This is a genomic window from Variovorax sp. Root318D1 (assembly GCF_001424835.1).
Taxonomy (GTDB): domain Bacteria; phylum Pseudomonadota; class Gammaproteobacteria; order Burkholderiales; family Burkholderiaceae_C; genus Variovorax.
This window is the reverse complement of record NZ_LMCQ01000021.1, coordinates 56124-78246: the sequence shown is the minus strand read 5'-3', so window position 1 is coordinate 78246 and position 22123 is coordinate 56124. Positions and strand designations below refer to the sequence as shown.

The window sequence follows — 22123 nt, the reverse complement described above, 5'->3', positions numbered from 1 at the left end:
TGCCACCGCAACCGCACTCGCAACCGCAATCACGCACCGGAGAGAAACATGGACAGATTTGGCATTCACCTGGAGCCGCTGAACGCAATGCTCTACCAGGTTGGAGCCTTCGTGCCCCGCCTGGCGATTGCGCTGGTCGTGGTGCTGGCCGGCTGGCTCATTGCCAAGACGGTGCGTTTTGCGGTGACCAAGGCGCTGCGCGCCATCAATTTCAACGTGCTGACCGAGCGCGCCGGGCTGGACAACTTCCTGCGCCAAGGCGGATGGCCCGGCGACACCAGCAGCCTGTTCGGCGTGCTGGCGTATTGGCTGGTCATTCTGGCTGCGCTGCTGATGGCGTTCAACGGCATGGGCCTGAGCTACATCGCCGACTTGCTCGGGCGCGTGGTGTGGTTCGTGCCGAATCTTTTCGTCGCCTTGCTGGTGCTGGCCTTCGGTTCGTATTTCGCCCGTTTCGTGGGGGAGGCGGTGTCGAGCTACTTTCGCGGTGCGCAGTTGCGCGATGCCGTGCTGCTGGGGCAGATCGCGCGCTATGCGGTCATGGCTTTCGTCATCTTGATTGCGCTCGACCAGGTGAAGGTTGGCGGCGACATCGTGCGCGAAAGCTTCCTGGTGGTGCTGGCCGGCGTTGTGTTTGCGTTGGCGCTGGCCTTCGGCTTGGCAGGCAAGGATTGGGCCGCGGAGCAGATCGAGCGCTGGTGGCCGCGCCTGCCGAAGGACAACAGTCCGCCCAAAGGTTCGCACGACGAGCGGCCGCCGCGCTGACAGCCGTTTTCTCTCCCACATCCCAATTTGATGACACGCAGCCAACGCAATTCGATCACGGCCGTGTGGCCGGGGCGCCCTTATCCGCGAGGCGCCAACTGGGACGGGGAGGGCGTGAATTTCGCGCTCTTTTCCCAGCACGCCCAAGGCGTGGAGCTGTGCCTTTTCGACGAGAAGGGCCGCCATGAACTCCAGCGCATCCCGATCCGGGAGCGCACCGACGGTGTCTGGCACTGCTACCTGCCCGAGGCCCGTCCCGGGCAGGCTTACGGCTACCGCGTGCATGGCCCCTACAAGCCCGAAGAGGGCCACCGCTTCAATCCGCACAAGCTGCTGGTCGACCCCTACGCGAAAGACACGGTGGGCGAGCTGCGCTGGGGCGATGCGCTCTACGGCTATACGGTAGGCAGCAAGCGTGAAGACCTTTCGTTCGACCGCCGAGACAGCGCGCCGCTGGTGCCCAAGGGCCGCGTGCTGGAGCCCGCCTTCACCTGGGGCGACGACCGCAGGCCGTCGGTGCCCTGGCAGGACATGGTGATCTACGAGCTGCACGTACGCGGCTTCACCATGCGCCACCCCGAGGTGCCGCCCGAGCTGCGCGGCACCTACGGCGGCCTGTGCTGCGCGCCCGTGGTCGACTACCTGAAGCGGCTGGGCGTGACCACCATCGAGCTGCTGCCGGTGCACAGCTTCCTGAACGACAGGCACCTGGCCGAGAAGGGCCTGCAGAACTACTGGGGCTACAACTCGCTGGCCTACTTTGCCCCCGAGATGCGCTACAGCGCATCGGGCAAGGTGAAGGAGTTCAAGACGATGGTGAAGACGCTGCACTCGGCGGGCATCGAGGTGATCCTCGACGTGGTCTACAACCACACCTGCGAGGGCAACCAGCTCGGGCCCACGCTCTCGATGCGCGGCGTGGACAACGCCTCCTACTACATCATCAACGCCGAGCGCCGGCGCTACTACGACGACTTCACGGGTTGCGGCAACACGGTCAACCTCGAGCACCCGCATGCCCTGCAACTGGTGATGGATTCGCTGCGCTACTGGGCCGAGGAGATGCACGTCGACGGTTTCCGTTTCGATCTGGCATCGGCACTCGCACGCGAAGCCGGCAAGGTCGAGAACCTGGGCGGCTTCTTCGATGCCATCCGGCAAGACCCGACGCTCAACCGCGTCAAGCTCATCGCCGAGCCCTGGGACCTCGGGCACGGCGGCTACCAGGTGGGCAACTTTCCGCTCGGCTGGGCCGAGTGGAACGACCGCTACCGCGACGGCATGCGCGGCTTCTGGAAAGGCGATCCGGGCGTGATCGGCGAGGTCGGAAAACGGCTTTCGGGCTCGGAAGATCTCTATGGCTGGTCGGGCAAGCGGCCCAATGCGAGCATCAATTTCATCACCGCGCACGACGGCTTCACGCTCAACGACCTGGTCTCCTACAACGAGAAGCACAACGAGGCCAACGGCGAGGACAACCGCGACGGCAACAGCCACAACATCTCATGGAACTGCGGCGCCGAGGGGCCGACCACGGACCCGGAGATCGAAAGCCTGCGCGAGCGCCAGAAGCGCAACCTGCTTGCCACGCTGCTGCTGTCGCAAGGCGTGCCGATGCTCTTGGCCGGCGACGAGCGCGGCCACACGCAGAACGGCAACAACAACGCTTATTGCCAGGACAACGACATCAGCTGGATCGACTGGACCCCCACGCCGGAACGCCAGGCGCTCATCACCTTCGTGGAGCGCACCATCGCGCTGCGGCGTGCGCACCCCTCGTTCCGGCGGCGCACCTTCTTTGCCGGCAAGCCCTCTGAAGCCGAGAGCGTGACCGACGTGATCTGGCTCAAGCCCGACGGCGCAGAGATGCGGCCCGAGGACTGGAGCGACACTAACGCGCGGTGCATTGCGATGTACATGTCCGGCGGTGGCATTGCCGACCGCGGGCCACGCGGGGAGGCGCAGCACGACGACGATTTTCTGGTGCTGTTCAATGCGCACCACGACGAGATTTCGTTCACGCTGCCAGCCGCACGGTATGGCGCCTGGCGGTTGCTGCTCGACACTGCCAGCGGCACGCCGCCGCCCGCCACCGAGGACGTGGCCGCGCTCGCGCCCGCGTGGTCGGAGCCCGCTTATCCGCTGCAGTGCCGCTCGCTGGTGGTGCTGAGCCGGCCGGACGTGCGGCCATGAAACGTGTCCACGCAATGCCCTTTGGCGCCACGGTGCATGGCGGCGGCGTCGACTTTGCGCTCTGGGCGCCTTCGGCCAACGACATCTTGCTGCTGCACACGCCCGCCGGAGCAGCGGCTGTGTCGCATGCCATGCAGCGCGGCGCCGATGGCTGGCATCGCCTCACGCTCGCTGATGCGCGCGATGGCGACAGCTATGCCTACCGCCTGCCCAACGGCACCACCATGCCCGACCCCGCCTCGCGCTTCAACCCGCAAGACGTGCACAAGCCCAGCCAGGTCGTCGATCCCGGCCGCTTCGAGTGGACCGATGCCGAGTGGCGCGGCCGCCCCTGGCATGAGGCCGTGGTGTACGAGCTCCACGTCGGCACCTTCACCGAGGAAGGCACTTTCAACGCCACGCGCGAGCGGCTTCGCGAACTGGCGGAGCTCGGCGTCACCGCCATCGAGCTCATGCCGCTCGCGGATTTTCCGGGCGCGCGCAACTGGGGCTACGACGGCGTGCTGCAGTTCGCGCCGGACGCCACCTATGGAACGCCGGACGATCTCAAAGTGCTGGTCGCCGCCGCGCATGCGCTGGGGCTCATGGTGCTGGTCGACGTGGTCTACAACCACTTCGGGCCCGAGGGCAACTACCTGCATGCGTGCTGCCCTGAGTTCTTCAATGCGGCGGAGCGCACGCCCTGGGGTTCGGCCATCAACTTCGACGGTGCCGGCTCGCGCACCGTGCGCGACTTCTTCATACACAACGCGTTGTACTGGGTGGAAGAGTTTCACGTCGATGGCCTGCGCATGGATGCGATCCACGCCATTCGCGATACGTCTCCAAAGCACATCGTGCAAGAAATCCGCGAGGCGCTCGACGCCGGGCCGGCGCGCGAGAGGCATGTGCACCTGGTGCTGGAGAACGACGCCAACCAGGCCTCGATGCTCGCGCGTGATGGCAGCGACCGGCCCATCGCCGCCACCGCGCAGTGGAACGACGACCTTCACCACGCAGTGCACACGCTGGCCACTGGCGAACGCGACGGCTACTACGAGGACTACGCCGACGACCCACCGGCCGGCTTTGCGCGCTCGCTGGCCGAGGGCTTCATCTATCAGGGCCAGCGGTCGGAATTTCGCGGCGGAGAGCCGCGGGGCGAACCCAGCACGCAGCTGCCGCCCACGGCCTTCGTGTCCTACCTGCAGACTCACGACCAGGTGGGCAACCGCGCGTTCGGCGAACGCATCCATTCGCTGGGAGACCCGGTGCTGGTGCGCGCCGCATTCGCCTGCCTGCTGTTGTCGCCGCACGTGCCCATGTTCTTCATGGGCGACGAGTTCGCGGCGTCTTCGCCGTTCCTTTATTTTTGCGACTTCGGGCCCGAGCTGGCTTCTGCGGTGGCCGAGGGACGCCGCGCGGAGTTCGGCGGCTTCGCGGCCTTTGCCGACGAGGCGGCCCGCGCGCGCATTCCCGATCCCAATGCCGAGGAGACTTTCCTTGCATCGAAGCTGCGCTGGCGCGAGCGCGGCACGCAGCCGCACTTTGCGCGGCTGTGCGAAGTGAAGCAGTTGCTCGACGTGCGCCATCGCCTGTTGGTGCCGCACCTGGCGGGCGCGCACCGTGCCGGAAACCATCGCGCTGAAGAGGGCGTCATCCAGCTCGATTGGAAGCTGGGCGGCAAGCGTCTTCATCTGCTTTCCAACCTTGGCACGCAGCCTGCCGTGCAAGCTGCGGCACCGCCCGGCGCAGTGATCTACAGCGCGCGCTCCGCGGCCGATGCAAAGGGCCTGCGGCTCGAGCGCGGCGCCGTGCATGCGACGCTGGAGGACATGGTCGTTGACTGATCCGAGCCACTGGGACCACGACGCGCTGGAACGCTTGTGCCGGCACCACGGCATTTCGGCCGCCTATGTCGATGCATTTGGAACGCAGCGCCACGCCACGCCCGAGAGCCTGGCCGCGTTGCTGGGCGAGTTCGGCGTGCACGCGGGCGCTGCCGAAGTGGATGCCGCCGGTTCGTCGCCCTTGCCGGCCATGCCGCCGGTGCTGGTGGTGCAAGCGGATGCGCCGCACTGGTCGCTGCAACTGCCGCATCTTTCCGGCAGGCTCCATTGGCGGTTGAGCGACGAGGAAGGGCGTTCGCGCCAAGGCGAAGCCGACGCACAGCCATGGCCGCATGGCTGCTGCACGCTGGAACTCACTGAGCCGCTCGCGCCTGGCTATCACTGGCTGCACATCGACGGCCTGGTGGGCCGCACCCTGGTGGTCGCGTCCCCGGGTCGCTGCTACCGGCCGCCCGCGGTGCGCGATGGCGGCCGCGTCTGGGGGCCGGCGGTGCAGCTGTATGCATTGCGTTCTCAACGCAACTGGGGCATGGGCGATTTTGGCGACCTGGAGGCGCTGATCGACGGCATGGCCGGGCAGGGCGCCGACGTGGTCGGGCTCAACCCGCTGCATGCGCTGTTCCCGACCGATCCGTCGCGTGCCAGTCCCTACAGCCCGTCGTCCCGGCAGTGGCTCAACGTGCTGTACATCGACGTCGAAGCGGCTGACGACTTTGCGCACTGCGAGGCCGCGCGCCGGCGCGTGGAGTCGCCCGAGTTCCAGGGCCGCCTCGCGGCGCTCCGGGCTGCGCCGCTGGTCGACCATGCCGGCGTGGCGGCTGCAAAGTTCGAAGTGCTGGAGCTGCTGTTCGAGCACTTTCGCTCGCATCACTTGTCGCCGGCCGGTGCGCCCGATGAAAGAGGCGAGGCGTTCCTTGCCTTTGTGTCCGCGCATGGCGAGCCGCTGCGGCGGCATGCGCTTTTCGAGGCGCTGCAGAGCCACTTTGCCGCGGCCGATCCGCACTGCTGGAGCTGGCTTGCGTGGCCCGAAGCCTATCGCGAGGCCGATTCGCCCGAGGTGAAGGCCTTCGAGGTGCAGCATGAGAGTCGCCTGCAGTACCACCAGTACCTGCAATGGGTGGCCGATCGCCAGTTGGCGCGCGCGGGGGACCGTTGCACGGCGCTCGGCATGGGTATCGGGCTCTACCTGGACCTGGCCGTCTCGGCGGACCGCGGCGGCTCCGACGCATGGACCTCGCAGCATTGCTTCGCAGTCGGTGCCAGCATCGGCGCACCGCCCGACGAGTTCAATCCGGCCGGGCAGAACTGGGGGCTTCCGCCGCTGCGCCCTGACCGGCTTCGCACCCACCATTACGAGCCCTTCGTCCAGATGCTGCGCGCCAACATGCGGCATGCGGGCGCGCTGCGCATCGACCACGTGATGGGCCTGATGCGCCTGTTCTGGATTCCGCCGGACCGTACCGCGCACGACGGCGCCTACGTTCGCTACCCGGTGGAAGAGATGCTCGCCATCGTCGCGCTGGAGAGCCATCGAAACAGTTGCATGGTGGTGGGCGAAGACCTGGGCACGGTGGAAGACGCGATGCGCGAAGCGCTCGCGCGCGCCGACGTGCTGTCATACCGGCTGCTGTATTTCGAGAAGCAGCAGGACGGCGGCTTCACGCCCCCCGAGACCTATCCCGCGGCGGCGCTGGTCGCCATCAGCACGCACGATTTGGCCACGCTGGCCGGCTGGTGGTCGGGCCACGATCTTCGGCTGCGCCTGGCGCTTGGCCTCTTTCCCGATCCGCGCTTGTTCGACGTGCAGCTGCTCGGCCGTGCGCAGGAACGCATCCGCTTGCTGCTGGCGGTGCGCGAGGCGGGTTTGCTGTCGCAGGACGAAGCGGCGCAGGCGCTGGCGCATGCCACCCCTTCGACGCGCACCATGCAGGCGGTGCATGCCTTCCTTGCCGCAGCGCCGTCGGCGTTGATGGTTTTTCAGCTGGAAGACGTGGCCGGTGAAGTGGACCAGGCCAACATGCCCGGTACCACCGACACGCATCCCAACTGGCGGCGCAAGCTGGTACCGACCGTGCAGGAACTCGTGGCCGGCGATGCGATGAAGGGCCTCTCAGGGCACCTGCGCACGGTGCGGCCGCGCCGCAGTGTGGGCGCGGAGCCGACGCCACAGCGGCTCCAGGCGCGCGTGCCGCGAGCCACCTACCGCCTGCAGTTTCACCAGGGCTTCGGCTTCGATGACGCGATTCGCGTGCTGCCTTATCTTGCGCAGCTTGGCGTCAGCCACGTGTATTGCTCGCCAATCCAGCGGGCGCGCGCGGGCAGCACCCACGGCTACGACGTCGTGGCCCATGCAGAGATCAACCCCGAACTCGGCGGCGCCGAAGGATTCGCACGCTTTGTCGAAGCGCTGCAGGCGCACGGCCTGGGGCAGCTGCTGGACATGGTGCCCAATCACATGGGCGTGCTCGGCGCCGACAACGCGTGGTGGATGGACGTGCTGGAGAACGGCCCGGCCTCGCTGTTCGCGCATCATTTCGACATCGACTGGCAGCCGCTCAACAAGGAACTGGCCGGCAAGGTTCTGCTGCCAGTGCTTGGCGGCCATTACGGCGAGGTACTTTCCAGCGGAGAGCTGGTGCTGCATTTCGAGGCGGCGGAGGGCAGCTTTGCGCTGCGCTACTTCGACCACCGGTTTCCGCTTGCGCCCGAAAGCTACCCGGTGGTGCTGGCGCGCGCACTGCCGCACCTGAAGGACCCGGCGCTCACGGCGCAATTGGCCAGCCTCTCGACTGCCTTTGGGCACCTGCCCGGCCAGCACGCGCAAACGCCCGCCGAGTGCACGGAGCGCGTGCGCGACAAGGAGCTGTTCAAGGCACGGCTCGCGCATCTGGCGCAGGCGCACCCGTCGCTGGCGCGCGCTGTGCTGGCGGCCGTGGCCGAGCTCAACCTGAGTTCGCCCGAGGCCCGCGACGATCTGCACAAGCTCATCGACGTGCAGGCCTACCGGCTCTCCTACTGGCGCGTGGCGGCCGACGAAATCAACTACCGGCGCTTCTTCGACATCAACGACCTGGCGGCGGTGCGCATGGAGCGCGACGAGGTGTTCGAGGCCACGCAGTCCTTCGCGCTCGACCTGGCGGCGGCCGGCGTGGTGGACGGCTTGCGCATCGATCACCCCGACGGCCTCTATGATCCCGCGCGCTACTTCCGGCAACTGCAGGAAGGCTATGCGCGTCGCGCAGGTATCGTTCTGCCGGCCACCATGGACGCGGAGGGCCGTCCGCCGCGGCCCCTCTACGTGGTGGCCGAGAAGATCGCCGCATCGGAAGAGGAAGTGCCCGTGCAATGGCATGTGCACGGCACCACCGGCTACCGCTTTGCGAATGTGGCGAACGGCGTGCTGGTCGACGCTGCCGCGGCGGGCGCCTTGCGCAAGACCTGGCATGAGTTCACGGGCGAGACGCAAGACTTCGACGCCGTGGCCCGGTCGAGCAAGCGCGAGGTCATCCGCAATGCGCTGTCGTCGGAACTGAACGTGCTCTCCACCGAGCTGCTCAGGATTGCGCGGGCCGACCGCAGCACGCGCGACTACACCCTCAACGCATTGCGCCGCGCGCTCACCGGCGTGGCGGCGTGCATGCCCGTGTACCGCACCTACATCGTCGATGCGCCCTCCGCGCAGGATGCGCATTTCATCGACGCCGCCACCGAGTCGGCCGAACGCCAGAGCCGCGACGCCGACCGCTCGGTGTTTGCCTTTGTGCGCCGCGCGCTGCGCGGCGAAGCGGCCGAGCATGCGACGCCCGCGCTGGCCGAACGCGTGCGCCGTTTCGCGATGCGCTTTCAGCAGTTCAGCGCGCCGGTCGCGGCCAAGGGCGTGGAGGACACTTCGTTCTACCGCTACTTTCCGCTCAGCTCGCTCAACGAAGTGGGCGGCGAGCCCGATCACTTCGGCTTCGACGTGCCCGAGTTTCACGTGCTCAGCGCCGACCGCGCGCGGCACTGGCCGCACACCATGCTTGCGACTTCGACGCACGACAACAAGCGTTCGGAAGACGTTCGCAACCGCATCGACGTGCTCTCCGAAATACCCGGCGAGTGGCGCGATGCGCTCGCGCGCTGGCATGCGCTCTGCTGCGGCGGGCAGGAGGTTGCCGCACCTTCACGCGCCGACGAATACCTGCTCTACCAGACCCTGCTGGGCACTTTGCCGTTTGGCGGCCTCGATGCGGACGCAGTGCCGGCGTACGCCGCGCGCATCTGGCAGTACATGCAGAAGGCTGCGCGCGAAGCCAAGCTCCACACGCGCTGGACCCAGCCCGAGCCGCAGTACGAGGGGGCGCTCGAAAACCTGGTGCAGCGCATCCTGTCCGACCGCTCGACGGGCGGCTGCCTCGCAGACATCCAGCGCATGGCCGATCGCCTGTCGTGGTTCGGCGCATGGAACGGTTTGACCCTTACGCTGCTGAAATACGCCTCGCCCGGCGTACCAGATCTCTATCAAGGCAGCGAGCTCATCGACCTGAGCCTGGTCGACCCGGACAACCGGCGGCCGGTGGACTATGAGCTGCGCACCCGGCGCCTGGAGCAACTCCAAGAAATGGCCGGCGAGCCCGACCTGCCAGCGCGCGTACAGGCGCTCGCCGCGGCGCCGCACGACGGCGGCGCGAAGCTCTGGTTCATCTGGCGGATGCTGTCGATGCGGCGCGAGTGCGCGGAACTTTTCCGCGAAGGTGGGTATGAAGGGTTGCCTGTCGAAGGGCCGCTGGCGCAGCACGTGGTGGCTTTCGCGCGAAGGCACGAAGGGCGTACGTTGTTGATGATGGCCGGGCGGTTGTTTGCCGGAATGCCGCGCGAGGCAGAAGGCAACGCGCCGGTGCTTCCGGATGCGGCGGCTTGGCAGGGGACGAGGGTGCTGCTGCCCGAGGGGTTGGAAGGCGCGGGGTTCGAGAACGTGCTGACGGGGGAAACGCTCTCGATCAACGGGAATGTCGTTCCGCTTGACGAGGCATTTTGTCGGATGCCCTGGTGTGCATTCAAGATTGAGCAATAGGCCGCGGCGCCTTGCAACCCCGCGGCCCACACCCTCCTACAGCCCGTAATACTTGTCAATGGTTCCGCTGTACCTGTCGTCGTAGTCCGGCACCTTGTCGCTCGCGTAGCGCGGCGCGCCGTCGATCTGCTCCTTGGTCAACGGCACCACGTAGCCGTCCTGCGAAGTGTCGTACTTCAGCATGGACCAAGGGAGTGGGTAGCGGTCGGTGCCTATGCCCAGGAACCCGCCAAACTCCAATACGGCGTAACGGACCTGGCCCGAGATCTTGTCGATCATGAGATCGTCGATGCTGCCGAGTTTGTCTCCCGCTGGGTTGTAGACGGATGTGCCCTCGACACGCTCTGAAGAAATAACTGGATTGGCGCTTGCCATGGAAGTAAGTCTCCGGCCGCCATTTCTGGGGAAGGACGGCGTTGGTTGCAATGCCCAGACATGCAACTTTCGGCGCGGAAAATTTGCGCCGCATCGGTCAAGGGAACGTCGTCTTGTAGGAGGCTGTCTGGCACCCACGGGCAGAACTCCGATCGGGATCTTTCGGCCCGCTGCGGCTGCGTGTATGCCTTGCCGACTGGTTGGCGTCAAAGCAAGACGAGCAACACCAGGCATGCAGTGGACAGGCCCACTTCCAGCATTTCCTTGCCCGACATGCTGCGCAGCCGCCGCGCGGTCAGCGTCGCCAGCGGCAGCAGAAGGGCGAGGCCGATCCAGCGGTCCAGCGGCACGAGGCAGATGCGTGCGAGTGCCCACAGCCAGGCGCAGTGGGCGAGAAAGACCCAGAACTCTGCGCGGCTGGTCGTGGAAGTCAGGTCGAGCGCATTGCGCCAGCCGTTGGCCACGGCGTCCCACCAGTCGATCTGCTCTTTGTCCAGCAGCTTTTGCAGACCGTGCAGCGCCAGCACGCACAGCACAATGGGCCCGAAGTAGACACTCCACAAGGCGATGCCGGTGTACAGCGGATGGCCGTAGCCGGTGCCACCACCGCCCAGGCTCGTGGCGGCCAGCACCGTAAGGCCTGTGCCGGCCAGCAGCGTGCCCGCCGCCACGGCGAACTTCGGGATGCCCACGCACAGCAGGCCGCGCCCGCCGGCAAACAAGGCAAGCGCGAGCACGGTGGCGGCCAGGAAGTACTTCAGCGCCGCAGCAGACGACTTCCAGCCTTGGTGGGGCCGCGCGGCCCAACGGCTCGACACGGGCGGCTCCAGCGGGAGCGCGCCGGGCGCCCATTGCCGCCCAGGCTCGTGGCGTGCCGTCAACAGCCGCTGGCCCCAGTCTTCGGCTTGCGGCGCGAGTTCCGTCAGCGCCAGTTCCAGGTGATACAGGCGCCGTGCGTTGTCCAGATCGTGCGGCACCAGAAGCGGCTTTGTTGCGGTGACGCCGGCCGCCATGAGCGCTGGCAATTGCTCGCGCCAATGCATGGGGGCGGGCTGCGCCTCGCACGCCAATGGCCCGGACGCTTCGCCGGGTTGCACCATGGTCACCGCATTGGCCTGCATGACGCTCAGGTTGTCTTCCGGGCGATCCCAGGCGCAGGCAAAGGCCAGGCCGCCGAGCCCGGTGCCGGGCGCACCGCCCAGAATGATGTCGGGCCGAAAAACGGGAAGCGGCTGCGTGGAGGTGTTGGCCAAGCGCAGCGCCAGCATCAGGCGGACTCTGCCGTCGGCGGCCGGCGCAGCCCACAGGCCGGGCGCGATGGGCTGCATGTCGCGTCTCTCAATCGCGAAGAAGGGCGTGCGCGCGGCGCCGGTCTCCCACCGCGGGGCCAGCCCCTGGTTGAGCGCGCCTTGCCAGACGGCGCGAAAGGGGGCATCGAGCACGTCGCTTCGCGCGTGGCCGCGCGCAATCGCGGCGGCCACGGTGTCTTTCGGGGTGGGTGCCATGCCGGGCAGCTGGCGCTTCAAGGACTCCCAGGCGCCGGGCCGGGGCGCGGGGGTAGCAGCCGGGCCAGTGATCTGGGCCACATACGCATGCAGGAGTTCGCGGCGCATGTCCTCCACCTCGGCAGCGGGCGCTTCGGCGCTGCGCAACATGCGAATGAGGAAGAAGGCCTGGGCTGCGTTGCCGCCCACTGTCGTTTCGCGCAGGGCGGCGATGAATTCGGTGGGCCCCGACGCAAGGGCCAAGGCCGGCAGGCAGAGCAAGACACAGAGGATGCGGCGCAGGTAGTGCGTCATGGGCGATGCAGGGGCCGATGGCGGAGTTCAGGGCGAGGGGATCATAGTGTTGAACCGGGCACACGGCTCCTGTGTCTGTCGTCGCTCGGCATTCAAGAAGGGTCGCCCGGTCGCTTGGCTTTCTTCCCTTGCGCCTTGATGGCTCCAGACGCAGCCGCCCGCAGGATGCGGCGGAACGTCGGGCATTCCATGTGGCTGGGCGCGGGGCAGGCCGCGGCGTGGCGCAGGCCGTCGCGCATCGCGCTGAGTCTGCGGATGGTCCTGTCCAGTTCGTCCGCCTTCGACGCGAGCATCTTGCGGTCGATGCTCGGCTTGCCATCCCGCGCGAACATGCGCCCGATCTCATCGAGCGAAAAGCCCGCGTCGCGACCCACGGCAATCAACGCCAGCTGTTCCAGCACGCCAGAATCGAACAGGCGGCGCAGGCCGCGCCGGCCGGTGGAGGCGATGAGCCCCTTTTCCTCGTAGAAGCGCAGCGTCGATGCAGGAACGCCCGATTGCTGCGCCACCTGGGAAATATCCAGATGTGTTGTCGTCACCTCTTGACCTCAAGTCGACTTGAAGTTGCACAGTCTAGCTTCCGCCTCTCGAGGCCAGCCAAGGAGAAACGATCATGGACATCACACAACAGCAAAAGGAAACCGAACAGACCGCGCTCTGGAATGGCCGCGCCGGCCGCGCCTGGGTCGATGCGCAAGCCTCGCTCGACGCGATATTGCAGCCCTTCGAAGACCGGCTTGTCGATGAGGTGCGCGCCGGCTCCGCACAGCGGGTGCTCGACGTGGGCTGCGGCACGGGTGCCACTACGCTTGCAATCGCGCGGCTGCTGGCCAGCGCGAAAGGGCACTGCGTCGGCGTCGATATCTCGGAGCCGATGATCGCCGCCGCCCGCGAACGCGCCCAGCGCGAAGGCTCCATGGCCACCTTCATTTGCGCCGACGCCCAGCGCCACGCCTTCGAGCCCGCAAGCTTCGACATGATCATCTCGCGCTTCGGCGTGATGTTCTTCGACAGCCCGGTGCAGGCCTTTGAAAACCTGCGGCAGGCGGCACAGGGCGGCGCGGCGCTCCGGGCCCTTGCCTGGCGTAGCCCCGCGGAAAACCCGTTCATGACAACGGCCGAGCGTGCCGCCGCACCGCTGCTGCCGAACATGCCGGCCCGCCAGCCCGGCGCGCCGGGACAGTTCGCCTTTGCCGACCGCGAACGGGTGTCTTCCATCCTGGAGGAGAGCGGATGGACCGGCATCGACATCCAGCCGATGGATGTCGAGTGCGCGATGCCTGAGAAGGCCCTGAACGGCTATTTCACCCGGCTCGGCCCCGTGGGCCTGATGCTTCAGGAAGAGCCCGACGAGCGCAAGCGCGCGCAGGTCATCCAAACCGTGCGTGCCGCCTTCGAGCCCTTTGTGCGCGGCGGCGAAGTTCGCTTCACCGCCGCCTGCTGGATGATCGGCGCCCACGCGCCCTCCGCGTAGAGGCGCCTAGCCCAGCAGCCGCGGCACCAGTTGCACCGTGAGTGCCCCGAGAATGCCTTGCGCGGTCACGCAGTGCCACATAGGCGCCGTGTTGTCGATCGTCGCGCGGGCCGCGGGCTGAAGACGGCCGGCCCACGAGCGCGCCAGCACATAGCCGCCCATCAGCAGCAGGACGGCGATGTGGAAGGCCTGGTAGCCGAGCAGCATGCCGACCGATGCGCTCCAGCCTTGCGCGCGCGGGTCCAGCCAGGCCAGCAGATGGCCGCCGATGTCGAGCGCGGCCGAGGCAACTGCACAGGTCATGGCCAGCGCCATGAGAAGGCGCAGCCCGCGCTGTCTGCGCGCATCGGCTGTGCGCAATGAACGCTTGGCCAGCGCTATGGCGGCGGAGCCGGCAGCGAGCAGCAGCGCCGCGCCGAGCGGCCAGCGCGCGGCCGGCAGGGCAGCGCCGGGCGGCGGACACACGTCGCTCGCCATGGCAAGGTGCAGATGGGTGTACAGCAGCGAGATGAAGATCGTCATGTCCACGGCGACCAGCACGATCATGGCCCACCACGAATGCGAGGCCCGGCCCTCTGCACCCACCGGCAGGCGCAGGCCATGTCCCACGTCCGCCATGGGGATGGGCGGTGGACGGTCGGAATCCCAGAGCCAGCGCAGGATGCACGCCACCGCGACCACGCCGCATGCAAACGCAAGCAGCGGTTGCGACACCGTGAGAAGAAGAAAGAAACCGGCTGTGCCTGCGGCTGCCGCCAGCGGCCACCAGTTGTCGGTCGGCAGGCGCAGCAGGTGCATGGGCCGGGCGTCGCGCGGGCTGGTCACCAGCGTTTCGCGGCCGCCGAACACCGTGCCCGGCAGCCAGTGGCGGCCGGCCTCGACCTCTTGCGGCAGCGTGGGGTGCTTCCACAGCGGATAGTCCGAGTCGACCTGCGGAATGCTGCGCGCGCCGTATTCGCGCGTCGGCAGCCATTCGAGCGTGCCCGCACGCCATGGGTTGCCGTGGTCGCGCGAGGGCCGGCGCAGCGTGCGAATGGTATCGACGAAGAAGAGCAGCACGCCGGCCGCCAAGGTGAAGGCGCCGAGGGTCGACAGCATGTTGAGCGTGTTCCAGCCCAGGTCGCCGCCATAGGTGTACACGCGCCGGGGCATGCCGAGCATGCCCGCGATGTGCATGGGAAAGAACGCCAGGTTGAAGCCGCCGAACATGAGGCCGAACACCCAGCGGCCCCAGCGCTCCGAAAGGCAATGGCCGTTGAAGAGCGGCGCCCAATAGTAGAACCCCGCGAACACCGGAAACACCATGCCGCCGATCAGCACGTAGTGCAGGTGCGCCACCACGAAGTAGCTGTCGTGCGCCTGCCAGTCGAACGGCAGCACGGCCACCATCACGCCCGTGAGCCCGCCCAGCACGAAGATGAAATGAAAGCCGAGCAAGAACAGCGTCGGCGCATTGAGCGTCACGCGCCCGCGCCACAAGGTGGCAATCCACGCGAACACCTGCACGCCGCTTGGTATGGCCACGATGAAGCTGGCCGCGGACACCACCAGCAGCGACAGGTTGCCGAGGCCCGCGGCAAACATGTGGTGCGCCCACAGCGCGAAGCTCACCACGCCCACGGCGATGAGCGCCAGCACCACCGCGCGGTGGCCCACCAGCGGCGTGCCCGCGAGCGTGGCCACCATCATCGAGACCATGCCGGCCGCGGGCAGGAAGATGATGTAGACCTCCGGGTGGCCGAAGAACCAGAACAGGTGCTGCCACAGCAGCGGGTCGCCGCCGCGCGCCGGAATGAAAAATGGCCAGTCGAACGCGCGCTCCAGTTCCAGCAGCATGGTGGCGGCAATCACCGCCGGGAAGGCGACGACGATCATCAGCGCGGTCACCAGCATGGCCCAGGCGAAGATCGGCATGCGCGCGAGCGTCATGCCGGGCGCGCGCGTGAAGAGAATGCCAACGATCAGTTCGACGGCGCCCGCGATGGCCGAAATCTCGATGAAACCGATGCCCAGCAGCCACCAATCGGCGCCGCGCCCGGGCGAGAATTCCTTGCCGGTGAGCGGCGGGTACATGAACCAGCCGCCATCGGGCGACACGCCGAAGAAGATGGTGCAGAAAAAGGCCAGGCCACCGATCGCATAAGCCCAGAACGCGTAGGCCGACAGCAGCGGAAACGGCAGGTCGCGCGCGCCGAGCATGCTCGGCAGCAAATAGATGGCCACGGCTTCGACAATGGGAACCGCAAACAGGAACATCATCACGGTGCCGTGCATCGTGAAGAGCTGGTTGTAGGTCCGCGGGTCGATAAGGCCGTTATCGGGCACGGCCAATTGCGTTCGCATCATCAGCGCCAGCATGCCGGCCAGCACGAAGAAGAGCATGGCCGTCACGATGTAGAACACGCCGATGCGCGTGTTGTTCACCGCCGATAGCTGCCGCCAGCCGGTGGGCGGAGCCCATGCGCGGTGGAGCGCCTCGCGCTCTCCGTCGGGGCGCGGCGGCGGGTTCGAAACGGCGTCGAGAGCTTGCGTCATTTATTTCAGGTGCGTGAGCCAGGCGGCGATCGATTGCAGCTCCGCGTCTGCGATGCGTTCGCCCGACGAAGGCATTCGCGCGCCGGGCTTCAACTGCTGCGTGTGGGCCACCCATGCCGCAAGTTGGGCGGGCTCGTTGGGCACGGTGCCAGCGCCCAGGTGCAGCCGGCTGCCCACGTGGGTAAGGTCGGGCCCCAGCCGGCTTTCCTCGCTCACGCCGCGCACCGTGTGGCAGGCGTTGCAGCGGTGCGCCAGAAAGGCCTCGCGCCCGCGCTCGATTTCGCCCGTCGCCGTCGCCGCCGCCGCAGCCGCCGGCCTTGCTTGCGCCGCAAGCCAGGCGTCGAACGCGGCGGGTTCTTCTGCCACCACGTGCAGCGCCATGCGCGCATGCTGTTCGCCGCAGTATTCGGCGCACTGTCCACGCCACGTGCCGGGCCGGTCGGCCTGCAACTGCAGGTGCTGCACGCGGCCGGGAAGCATGTCCATCTTGCCGCCGAGCGATGGCACCCAGAAACTGTGGATCACATCCGCGCTGCCAAGCCCGAAGTACACCGGCCGCCCGACCGGAATGCGGATTTCATTGGCTGTGACCACCTCGGCGCCGGTAACCGGATCGCGATAGCGCACCTCCCACCACCACATGCGCCCCGTGACTCCGACGATCAGCGCATTGGGCGGCGGAACGGGCTTCCACGGCGGCCGGTGCCATTCGCTGTAGACGAAGAGAGCGGCAAGCACCACGGTCGGAAACACGAGGCCTCCGCCGATGATCCACCAGCGGGTATCGATCACGCCGCCGCTTCGGCGGCGCACCGCAACGGCGAGCAGCACCATCACCGCGGCGAAGATCAGCGTGCCTCCCACTGCCAACACGCCGCTCACTTCGAGCAGCGTCTCCGCCACCGGGCCCGCAGCCCGCAGGGCGGATTGGTGCGGGCCTTCGGTCATCGCCTTCATTCAAGCGCGAGCAGGTAGGCCGCCATGTCGCGCGCATCGTCCGGCGACACACCCATTGCCGGCATGAGGGTGCCGGGTACCACCGCGGTGGGCGCCACGATCCAGCGCGCGAGGTGTTCCGCGCCGTTGGGCACTTGGCCTGCGATGTAGCTGCGGCGCCCGAACGCGGCGAGCGTGGGGCCCATGTGTCCGCGCGCGGCCTGCACGTCGGGAATAGTGTGGCAGCTGCCGCACTGGTATTGGGCCAGCAGCAAGCGCCCGCGCTCGCGTTGCGCGGAAGGCGCGCGCTCGCGCTGGTCTCCGGGTGTGCACCCGCCCGCGAGCAGCGCCAGCACCAGCAGGGCGCAAGGGCAGACAGCGCGGTACGACGGGGCGGCCACCATGTCGCAATTCTGCGGACTGGAACGCGGCTTGCGCCGACACGGCAGCGCCGGTGCGCGTCGGACAATGCCGCCAATTGAATGCTGCCGATGGGTGCGCCGAAGACCGTTCTTCTCACCGTTGCCGCGCTGGGCCTTGCGGGCGCGGCAGCCGGCGCGCTGGTGGTGTATGGCGGTTTGTACAACGTGGCCGCCACGGCGCAGCACACGCAGCCGGTCCATTCGCTGCTGGAAACCGCCATGCACCAATCGGTGAAGCTGCGCGCCCGCAACATCGAGCCGCCGCGGCTGGACGACGAACAGCTCGTAGCGCGCGGCGCGGCGTGTTTCCGCGACAAGTGCGTGCAATGCCATGGTGCGCCGGGCGTTGCGCAGGGCGAGATCGGAAAAAGCATGCAGCCTCTGCCGGGCCCCTTGGTGGATGCGCGGCAGCACTGGAAGCCGCGCGAGCTCTACTGGATCACCAGGCATGGCATCAAGATGAGCGGCATGCCGGCGTGGGAGTTCAGGATGTCCGAGGACGACCTGTGGTCGGTGGTGGCTTTCCTGGCGCGGCTGCCCGACCTCACGCCACAGCAGTATGCGGAGGCAACGCGCATGGAGCCAACGGGCATGCAGGGCCCACCTGCCGCACCGGCATGCGGGACGGTGTCCAGCCCGGCATTGGCGCAGCCGGGCGATGTGCGGCGCGGCGCGCTGGCGCTTTTTCAGTACGCCTGCAATGCCTGCCACACGATTCCGGGCATCACGAGCTCGTCGCCCAACGTGGGGCCGCCGCTTGCGGGCATCGGCAGCCGCTCGCTCATTGCGGGAAAGCTGGCCAACACACCCGACAACATGGTGCGCTGGCTGCGACATACGCACGACGTCGACCGGCTGACAGCGATGCCCGAAATGGGCGTGACGGAGCAGGACGCGCGCGACATCGCCGCGTACCTTGCAACGCTCCGGTGATGTTTTCTGGCTAGTATTTGGCGGCGGTGCGCTCGTCGTCGACAGTAGCGATCCGCAGCCGCGCCCGCTCGTGCTTGATGACGAGCTCGGCGCATCGCTCCTGCACGGATGCGTCCGAGGGCGACCCTTCGCTGCAGTTCACGAGAAGCTGCGATTCTTCGAAATCCAGCCCGTGAAGAACTTCCTGGCCGTGCGAATTGATGGCCAGGAGATTTTCCGCCGCGAGATGCGCGCGGAGGGCTTCCGAAATGGCGAGCGGCCGCAACGGCTTCACCATTTCGTCTTTGGAGTGGTGTTGCCCGCCATTCATTATTTCTTCATTGCCTTGATGTCGGCCTTGCCCTTCGCCTCGTCGGCCTTGGCTTCCTTCACGCAGGCGTCCTTGGCATCACCCTTGAGGTCGTCGCACTTTTCCTTGGCGACCTTGTAGGTGGCTTCCACCTTGGCTTCGGCGACCTTGCGGGCGTTGCCGTCGCTGGGCTTCTGCTTCTGGTCGAGTTCGGCCTTGGCAATCTTTTCCTTGCCCTTGGCTTCTTCCATGCAGACGTCCTTGGCGTTGTCCTTCATTGCATCGCAGGCGGCCTTGGCGGCCTTGTAGTCGGCCTCGATCTTGTCGCGGGCAGCCTTGAACTCGGCGATTGCCGGATCGGCCGCGGCCGGAGGCGTAGGGTTCACTTGCGCATGCACCTGAACGACGGTCAGGCAGGAAGCTGCGGCACACATCAATAACAGTTTCTTCATGGTGTGATCTCCTGGACGCACGGCGGGTTTGTCTGCAACGGAGAGTCCGGCGTCGAAATCAATATAGAAGTCGGCGGGGATGCAACGGTAGGACGCTTCGCGATCCGGCCGTAAGCACATGCCGACGCTTCGCCGCGCGTCGTTTGGTGCCTTTCAAGTCGTCGGCAGCCGCCGCCGCCGGCCATGCGCCGCGTCCTACCGAACGGTGAGGAGCAGGGCGCACACTGCCTGAACGCGGATGTACAGGAGATTGCCATGCAAAAGCTTCACGCGTTGTTTGTTGCCATTTGGCTTATATGCGCGGCCGCGGTGCCAGCGGGAGCGCAGACGCCGCCGCCGCATCCGGCCGAGATCGACCCCGCTCTTGTCGAATACAGCGCCGCCCGAGAACGGATCGGTGCCACCTCCAAGGTGGCTTTGGGCCAGTGCGAGGCATTGGCCGGGCCGGGCAGGATCGTCTGCATCAAGGAAGCCCGGGGCCGCGAGAAAATCGCCCTCGCCGAACTCGACCAGCAGCGCAATCCGAGCGATGCCAATGCCCGTCGTCTCGCAGAAACCAAGCTGGCCGTGAACCACGAGATCGCCGTCGAGAAATGCAACGACCGCCAGGGCGGCGACAAGGCCGAATGCCTTTCACGCGCCAGCGCGGACGAGTCGAAGGCCCGCGCCGGCATCAAGGCGGGACAGTAAAAACCAGGTCGCGGTTCGCGCTATGGCACTGGCTCAGCACTACCGTGCGGCCAGCGCCAGACTGCTCCGACGCACAAGTCCTTCGTCTTCCGACCCACGTGGTGGGTGGGCGATGCACGATGCAATTTCCCTCACCATTCAGGAGAGAGCAATCATGCCAAGAGGTGACAAGTCGTCCTATACGGACAAGCAGAAACGCAAGGCCGAGCACATCGAGGAAGGCTACGAGCATCGCGGCGTGGGGAAGGCCGAAGCCGAGAAGCGCGCATGGGCCACGGTGAACGCGGAGAGCGGCGGCGGCAAGAAGAGCGGCAGCGGCCGCGGCAAGGCCGAGAACCACGCGCCTTCGCGCAAGGGCGGCCACAAGGGCGGGGCTGCGGCGGCATCGCGTACTGCCGCAGAGCGTTCCGCCTCGGCCAAGAAGGCTGCGGCCACCCGCAAGCGCAACGCCGAGCACCGCAGCGGCTGACGAACGACGAACCAGGAGATTCCCAATGACTCGCGTATCCGAACTGATGACCCGCGGCGTGCGGACCTTGTCGCCGTCGGACTCCGTCGCACTGGCGGCCCAGGCGATGGACGAGCTGGACATTGGCGCCATTCCCGTGTGCGACGGTCAGCGGCTGATGGGCATGGTGACCGACCGCGACATCGTGCTTCGCGTGGTGGCGCAGAAGCTTTCGCCCGACACCGCGTTGTCCGACGTGATGTCCAAGGACGTGAAGTGGTGCACCGACAGCGATGACGTCGAAACCGTGATGAATGAAATGGCGGGCTACCAGGTTCGCCGCATGCCGGTGGTCGACAGCGACCGCAAGCTGGTGGGCATGCTTTCGCTGGGCGACACAGCCGCAAAGGGCGACGTGGCCAAGGCGGGCGATACGCTCAACATCATTTCCCAGCCGGCCGAGCCCGACCGTTCGAAGCAGTCCGCGGCCAGCGGCCCTGCTGGGGGCGGCGCGTCCTGAGCCAAGCCAATCGAACTCTCCCCCGGCCTCAGAGACTCGGGGTGTACACGAAGCACACCTTGGGTCCTCCATTTTTTTATCGCTTCGCGGGGAGTCGGATGCGCGATGCCAGGGGCGTGGACACGCGCAACGCTTCCTTCGCCTGGCGCAGGAAGCGCTCGTTGCGCGCGGGCGTCTGCGAGGCCACGCAATCGCGCGGAACGATGGCTTCCAGGTCGCGCATGCCCGCATCGGCCACGGTGGCGACGATGCATTGGTCGCTCGCAACGCCGGTCACGATCAGTCGCCTGGCCTTCAGGTAGGCGAGCAGCAGCTCGAGCGGCGTGGCAAAGAAAGCCGATTGCTTGGGCTTGAGAACGAAATAGTCCGTCTCCTCGGGCAAGAGTGCCGAAGTGATCTCGGCGCCGGCGCCGCCCGCAGCCAGCGACAGCTCCACCAGCTTTGAAAAGTCCGAGCGCCAGCGCCCGCGGTTGTCGTTGACGTAGATGGTGGGCACACCGGCGCGCGTGCAGCGTGCCTTCAGGGTGGCAATCCGCGCAGCGATGGCGTGCGCCCCGGGCAGGAGCTTCTCCGCATCGGGAAAATCCCAGCAGCTGATCATGTCGATGACCAGCAAGGCCGTGTGGCCGGCCGCGGGAACGGGTGCAAGCACGGGAGGCTGGGAACGCGCCATGAGCCGGAGTCTTTTTGCGAGCGGAGACTCCACGATTCCCAATGGCCGGCGCGCATGCCGTAGGAAAGCCGCGCGAGGCGGCGAAAGGCGTCGCCACGCGCAGGGGTCAGGGCCAGCGCGGGCGCCTGATCAACGGTCGTCCGGCACTTCGAAGGCCGCGCGCATTTGGTCGAGCCGCGCCTGCGCGATGTGGAAGCATTCGGACAGCTGCTCGGCCGTGGCCGGTGGATAGCCGGCCGGCGGCTGCAGCGCATTGCCCAGCCTTTCCCAGGCCGCCTCCCATGCCAGCTTGGCGAGCGCGCGGGACTCCGGGGTGGAAGGAGGGGCGGGCATGTTCATCCTTGGTTGCAAACCAATGGAGTATGACCCCGTACAACGCTGGATGTTTCTGGCGCGCGGCGGCGTAGGAGGCCGCTTTCACCGGCGACGCGCGTTATCCCGCCCCGCCGGGGCCAAAGCTGCTGAACCATAGGGCGAGGATGACGGCTGCTGCTGCAAGCAAATGCAAAACTAGGCCGGAGCACGAAGACGTCTTGTAGGAGCCGGACCCATCCACATGCACGGATCACCGCCGTGCGCCCAGCCACCGTTCACAAGGAGCTGTCCCGATGAACACGACTGATCTTTCCTGGCAGTGCAAACCCCAGTCCACGGTGGCCGGCATCACGCCCTCGGCGATGCCCGGCAGGCCGCTTCGCAAGATGGCCGAGCCCGGCGCGGCGGAGCATCGCTGACAC

Annotated in this window: 20 protein-coding genes; 10 read left to right on the top strand and 10 right to left on the bottom strand. The window is 67.1% G+C overall.

Annotated elements, in window-relative coordinates:
* Positions 1–48: 48 nt before the first annotated feature.
* Genes ASC78_RS18855 through ASC78_RS18840 form a run of 4 tightly spaced genes read left to right on the top strand, consistent with a single transcriptional unit; the run spans position 49 to position 9840 of the window.
* Positions 49–765, top strand: a complete 717-nt coding sequence (locus ASC78_RS18855) for a mechanosensitive ion channel family protein (protein ID WP_055804556.1) — start codon at positions 49–51, stop codon at positions 763–765.
* Between the two features lie 30 nt (positions 766–795).
* The gene (glgX, locus tag ASC78_RS18850) at positions 796–2958 is read left to right on the top strand and encodes a glycogen debranching protein GlgX (protein ID WP_055804554.1); all 2163 of its coding nucleotides are present in this window, start codon (positions 796–798) and stop codon (positions 2956–2958) included.
* The gene (treZ, locus tag ASC78_RS18845) at positions 2955–4787 is read left to right on the top strand and encodes a malto-oligosyltrehalose trehalohydrolase (protein WP_055805048.1); all 1833 of its coding nucleotides are present in this window, start codon (positions 2955–2957) and stop codon (positions 4785–4787) included. Before glgX ends, treZ begins: the two co-directional genes overlap by 4 nt.
* On the top strand, positions 4780–9840 hold the full coding sequence (locus tag ASC78_RS18840) for a malto-oligosyltrehalose synthase (protein ID WP_235505134.1): 5061 nt from the start codon (positions 4780–4782) through the stop codon (positions 9838–9840). The genes treZ and ASC78_RS18840 overlap by 8 nt, the downstream gene beginning before the upstream one ends.
* A 36-nt stretch (positions 9841–9876) precedes the next feature.
* Here the strand turns inward: ASC78_RS18840 and ASC78_RS18835 are convergent, their stop codons facing one another.
* The 3 genes from ASC78_RS18835 to ASC78_RS18825 all read right to left on the bottom strand — a co-directional run bounded on the left by ASC78_RS18835 (position 9877) and on the right by ASC78_RS18825 (position 12553).
* Positions 9877–10215 carry a PRC-barrel domain-containing protein gene (locus ASC78_RS18835; protein WP_055804551.1) on the bottom strand — a complete coding sequence of 113 codons (339 nt, stop codon included), beginning with the start codon at positions 10213–10215 and terminating at the stop codon, positions 9877–9879.
* A gap of 206 nt (positions 10216–10421) precedes the next feature.
* Positions 10422–12014, bottom strand: coding sequence for a hypothetical protein (locus ASC78_RS18830; RefSeq protein ID WP_055804549.1), 1593 nt, complete (start codon positions 12012–12014; stop codon positions 10422–10424).
* Positions 12015–12106: 92 nt separating this feature from the next.
* A complete protein-coding gene (locus tag ASC78_RS18825) occupies positions 12107–12553 on the bottom strand; it encodes a helix-turn-helix domain-containing protein (RefSeq protein ID WP_055804546.1) in 447 nt (148 codons plus the stop codon).
* A 74-nt stretch (positions 12554–12627) separates the two neighbouring features.
* On the opposite strand from ASC78_RS18825, the gene ASC78_RS18820 reads away from it, so the two are divergent.
* Entirely contained in the window at positions 12628–13488 is an 861-nt protein-coding gene (locus tag ASC78_RS18820; protein WP_055804543.1) for a class I SAM-dependent methyltransferase, read from the top strand.
* A 6-nt stretch (positions 13489–13494) separates the two neighbouring features.
* Here ASC78_RS18820 and ASC78_RS18815 read toward each other — a convergent pair whose 3' ends face one another.
* The 3 genes from ASC78_RS18815 to ASC78_RS18805 are packed head-to-tail and all read right to left on the bottom strand — an operon-like array spanning position 13495 to position 17363.
* Positions 13495–16023: a cytochrome c oxidase subunit I gene (locus ASC78_RS18815; RefSeq protein WP_055804540.1), complete on the bottom strand. Its 2529-nt coding sequence runs from the start codon at positions 16021–16023 to the stop codon at positions 13495–13497.
* The gene (locus tag ASC78_RS18810) at positions 16024–16980 is read right to left on the bottom strand and encodes a cytochrome c oxidase subunit II (RefSeq protein WP_055804538.1); all 957 of its coding nucleotides are present in this window, start codon (positions 16978–16980) and stop codon (positions 16024–16026) included.
* Positions 16977–17363 (bottom strand): c-type cytochrome, encoded by a 387-nt coding sequence (locus ASC78_RS18805; RefSeq protein WP_055804535.1) that lies wholly within the window; start codon positions 17361–17363, stop codon positions 16977–16979. Before ASC78_RS18805 ends, ASC78_RS18810 begins: the two co-directional genes overlap by 4 nt.
* Before the next feature lie 87 nt (positions 17364–17450).
* Here ASC78_RS18805 and ASC78_RS18800 point away from each other — a divergent pair, with 87 nt between their 5' ends.
* Positions 17451–18314 (top strand): c-type cytochrome, encoded by an 864-nt coding sequence (locus tag ASC78_RS18800; RefSeq protein ID WP_235505133.1) that lies wholly within the window; start codon positions 17451–17453, stop codon positions 18312–18314.
* 10 nt (positions 18315–18324) lie between these two features.
* Here ASC78_RS18800 and ASC78_RS18795 read toward each other — a convergent pair whose 3' ends face one another.
* Entirely contained in the window at positions 18325–18624 is a 300-nt protein-coding gene (locus ASC78_RS18795) for a hypothetical protein (RefSeq protein ID WP_235505132.1), read from the bottom strand.
* The gene (locus ASC78_RS18790; RefSeq protein ID WP_055804529.1) at positions 18624–19055 is read right to left on the bottom strand and encodes a hypothetical protein; all 432 of its coding nucleotides are present in this window, start codon (positions 19053–19055) and stop codon (positions 18624–18626) included. Before ASC78_RS18790 ends, ASC78_RS18795 begins: the two co-directional genes overlap by 1 nt.
* 183 nt (positions 19056–19238) lie before the next feature.
* Between ASC78_RS18790 and ASC78_RS18785 the strand changes: the two genes are divergently transcribed.
* The 3 genes from ASC78_RS18785 (at position 19239) to ASC78_RS18775 (ending at position 20713) form a co-directional block, all read left to right on the top strand.
* Positions 19239–19745, top strand: coding sequence for a hypothetical protein (locus ASC78_RS18785; protein ID WP_235505131.1), 507 nt, complete (start codon positions 19239–19241; stop codon positions 19743–19745).
* Positions 19746–19899: 154 nt separating this feature from the next.
* Positions 19900–20214, top strand: a complete 315-nt coding sequence (locus ASC78_RS18780; RefSeq protein WP_055805036.1) for a hypothetical protein — start codon at positions 19900–19902, stop codon at positions 20212–20214.
* A 25-nt stretch (positions 20215–20239) separates the two neighbouring features.
* The gene (locus ASC78_RS18775; RefSeq protein WP_055804526.1) at positions 20240–20713 is read left to right on the top strand and encodes a CBS domain-containing protein; all 474 of its coding nucleotides are present in this window, start codon (positions 20240–20242) and stop codon (positions 20711–20713) included.
* Between the two features lie 76 nt (positions 20714–20789).
* Here the strand turns inward: ASC78_RS18775 and ASC78_RS18770 are convergent, their stop codons facing one another.
* Positions 20790–21386: a cysteine hydrolase family protein gene (locus tag ASC78_RS18770; protein ID WP_055804525.1), complete on the bottom strand. Its 597-nt coding sequence runs from the start codon at positions 21384–21386 to the stop codon at positions 20790–20792.
* Between the two features lie 129 nt (positions 21387–21515).
* On the bottom strand, positions 21516–21719 hold the full coding sequence (locus ASC78_RS18765; protein WP_055805033.1) for a hypothetical protein: 204 nt from the start codon (positions 21717–21719) through the stop codon (positions 21516–21518).
* A gap of 275 nt (positions 21720–21994) precedes the next feature.
* On the opposite strand from ASC78_RS18765, the gene ASC78_RS28245 reads away from it, so the two are divergent.
* Positions 21995–22120, top strand: coding sequence for a hypothetical protein (locus ASC78_RS28245; RefSeq protein WP_268810392.1), 126 nt, complete (start codon positions 21995–21997; stop codon positions 22118–22120).
* Positions 22121–22123: the final 3 nt, after the last annotated feature.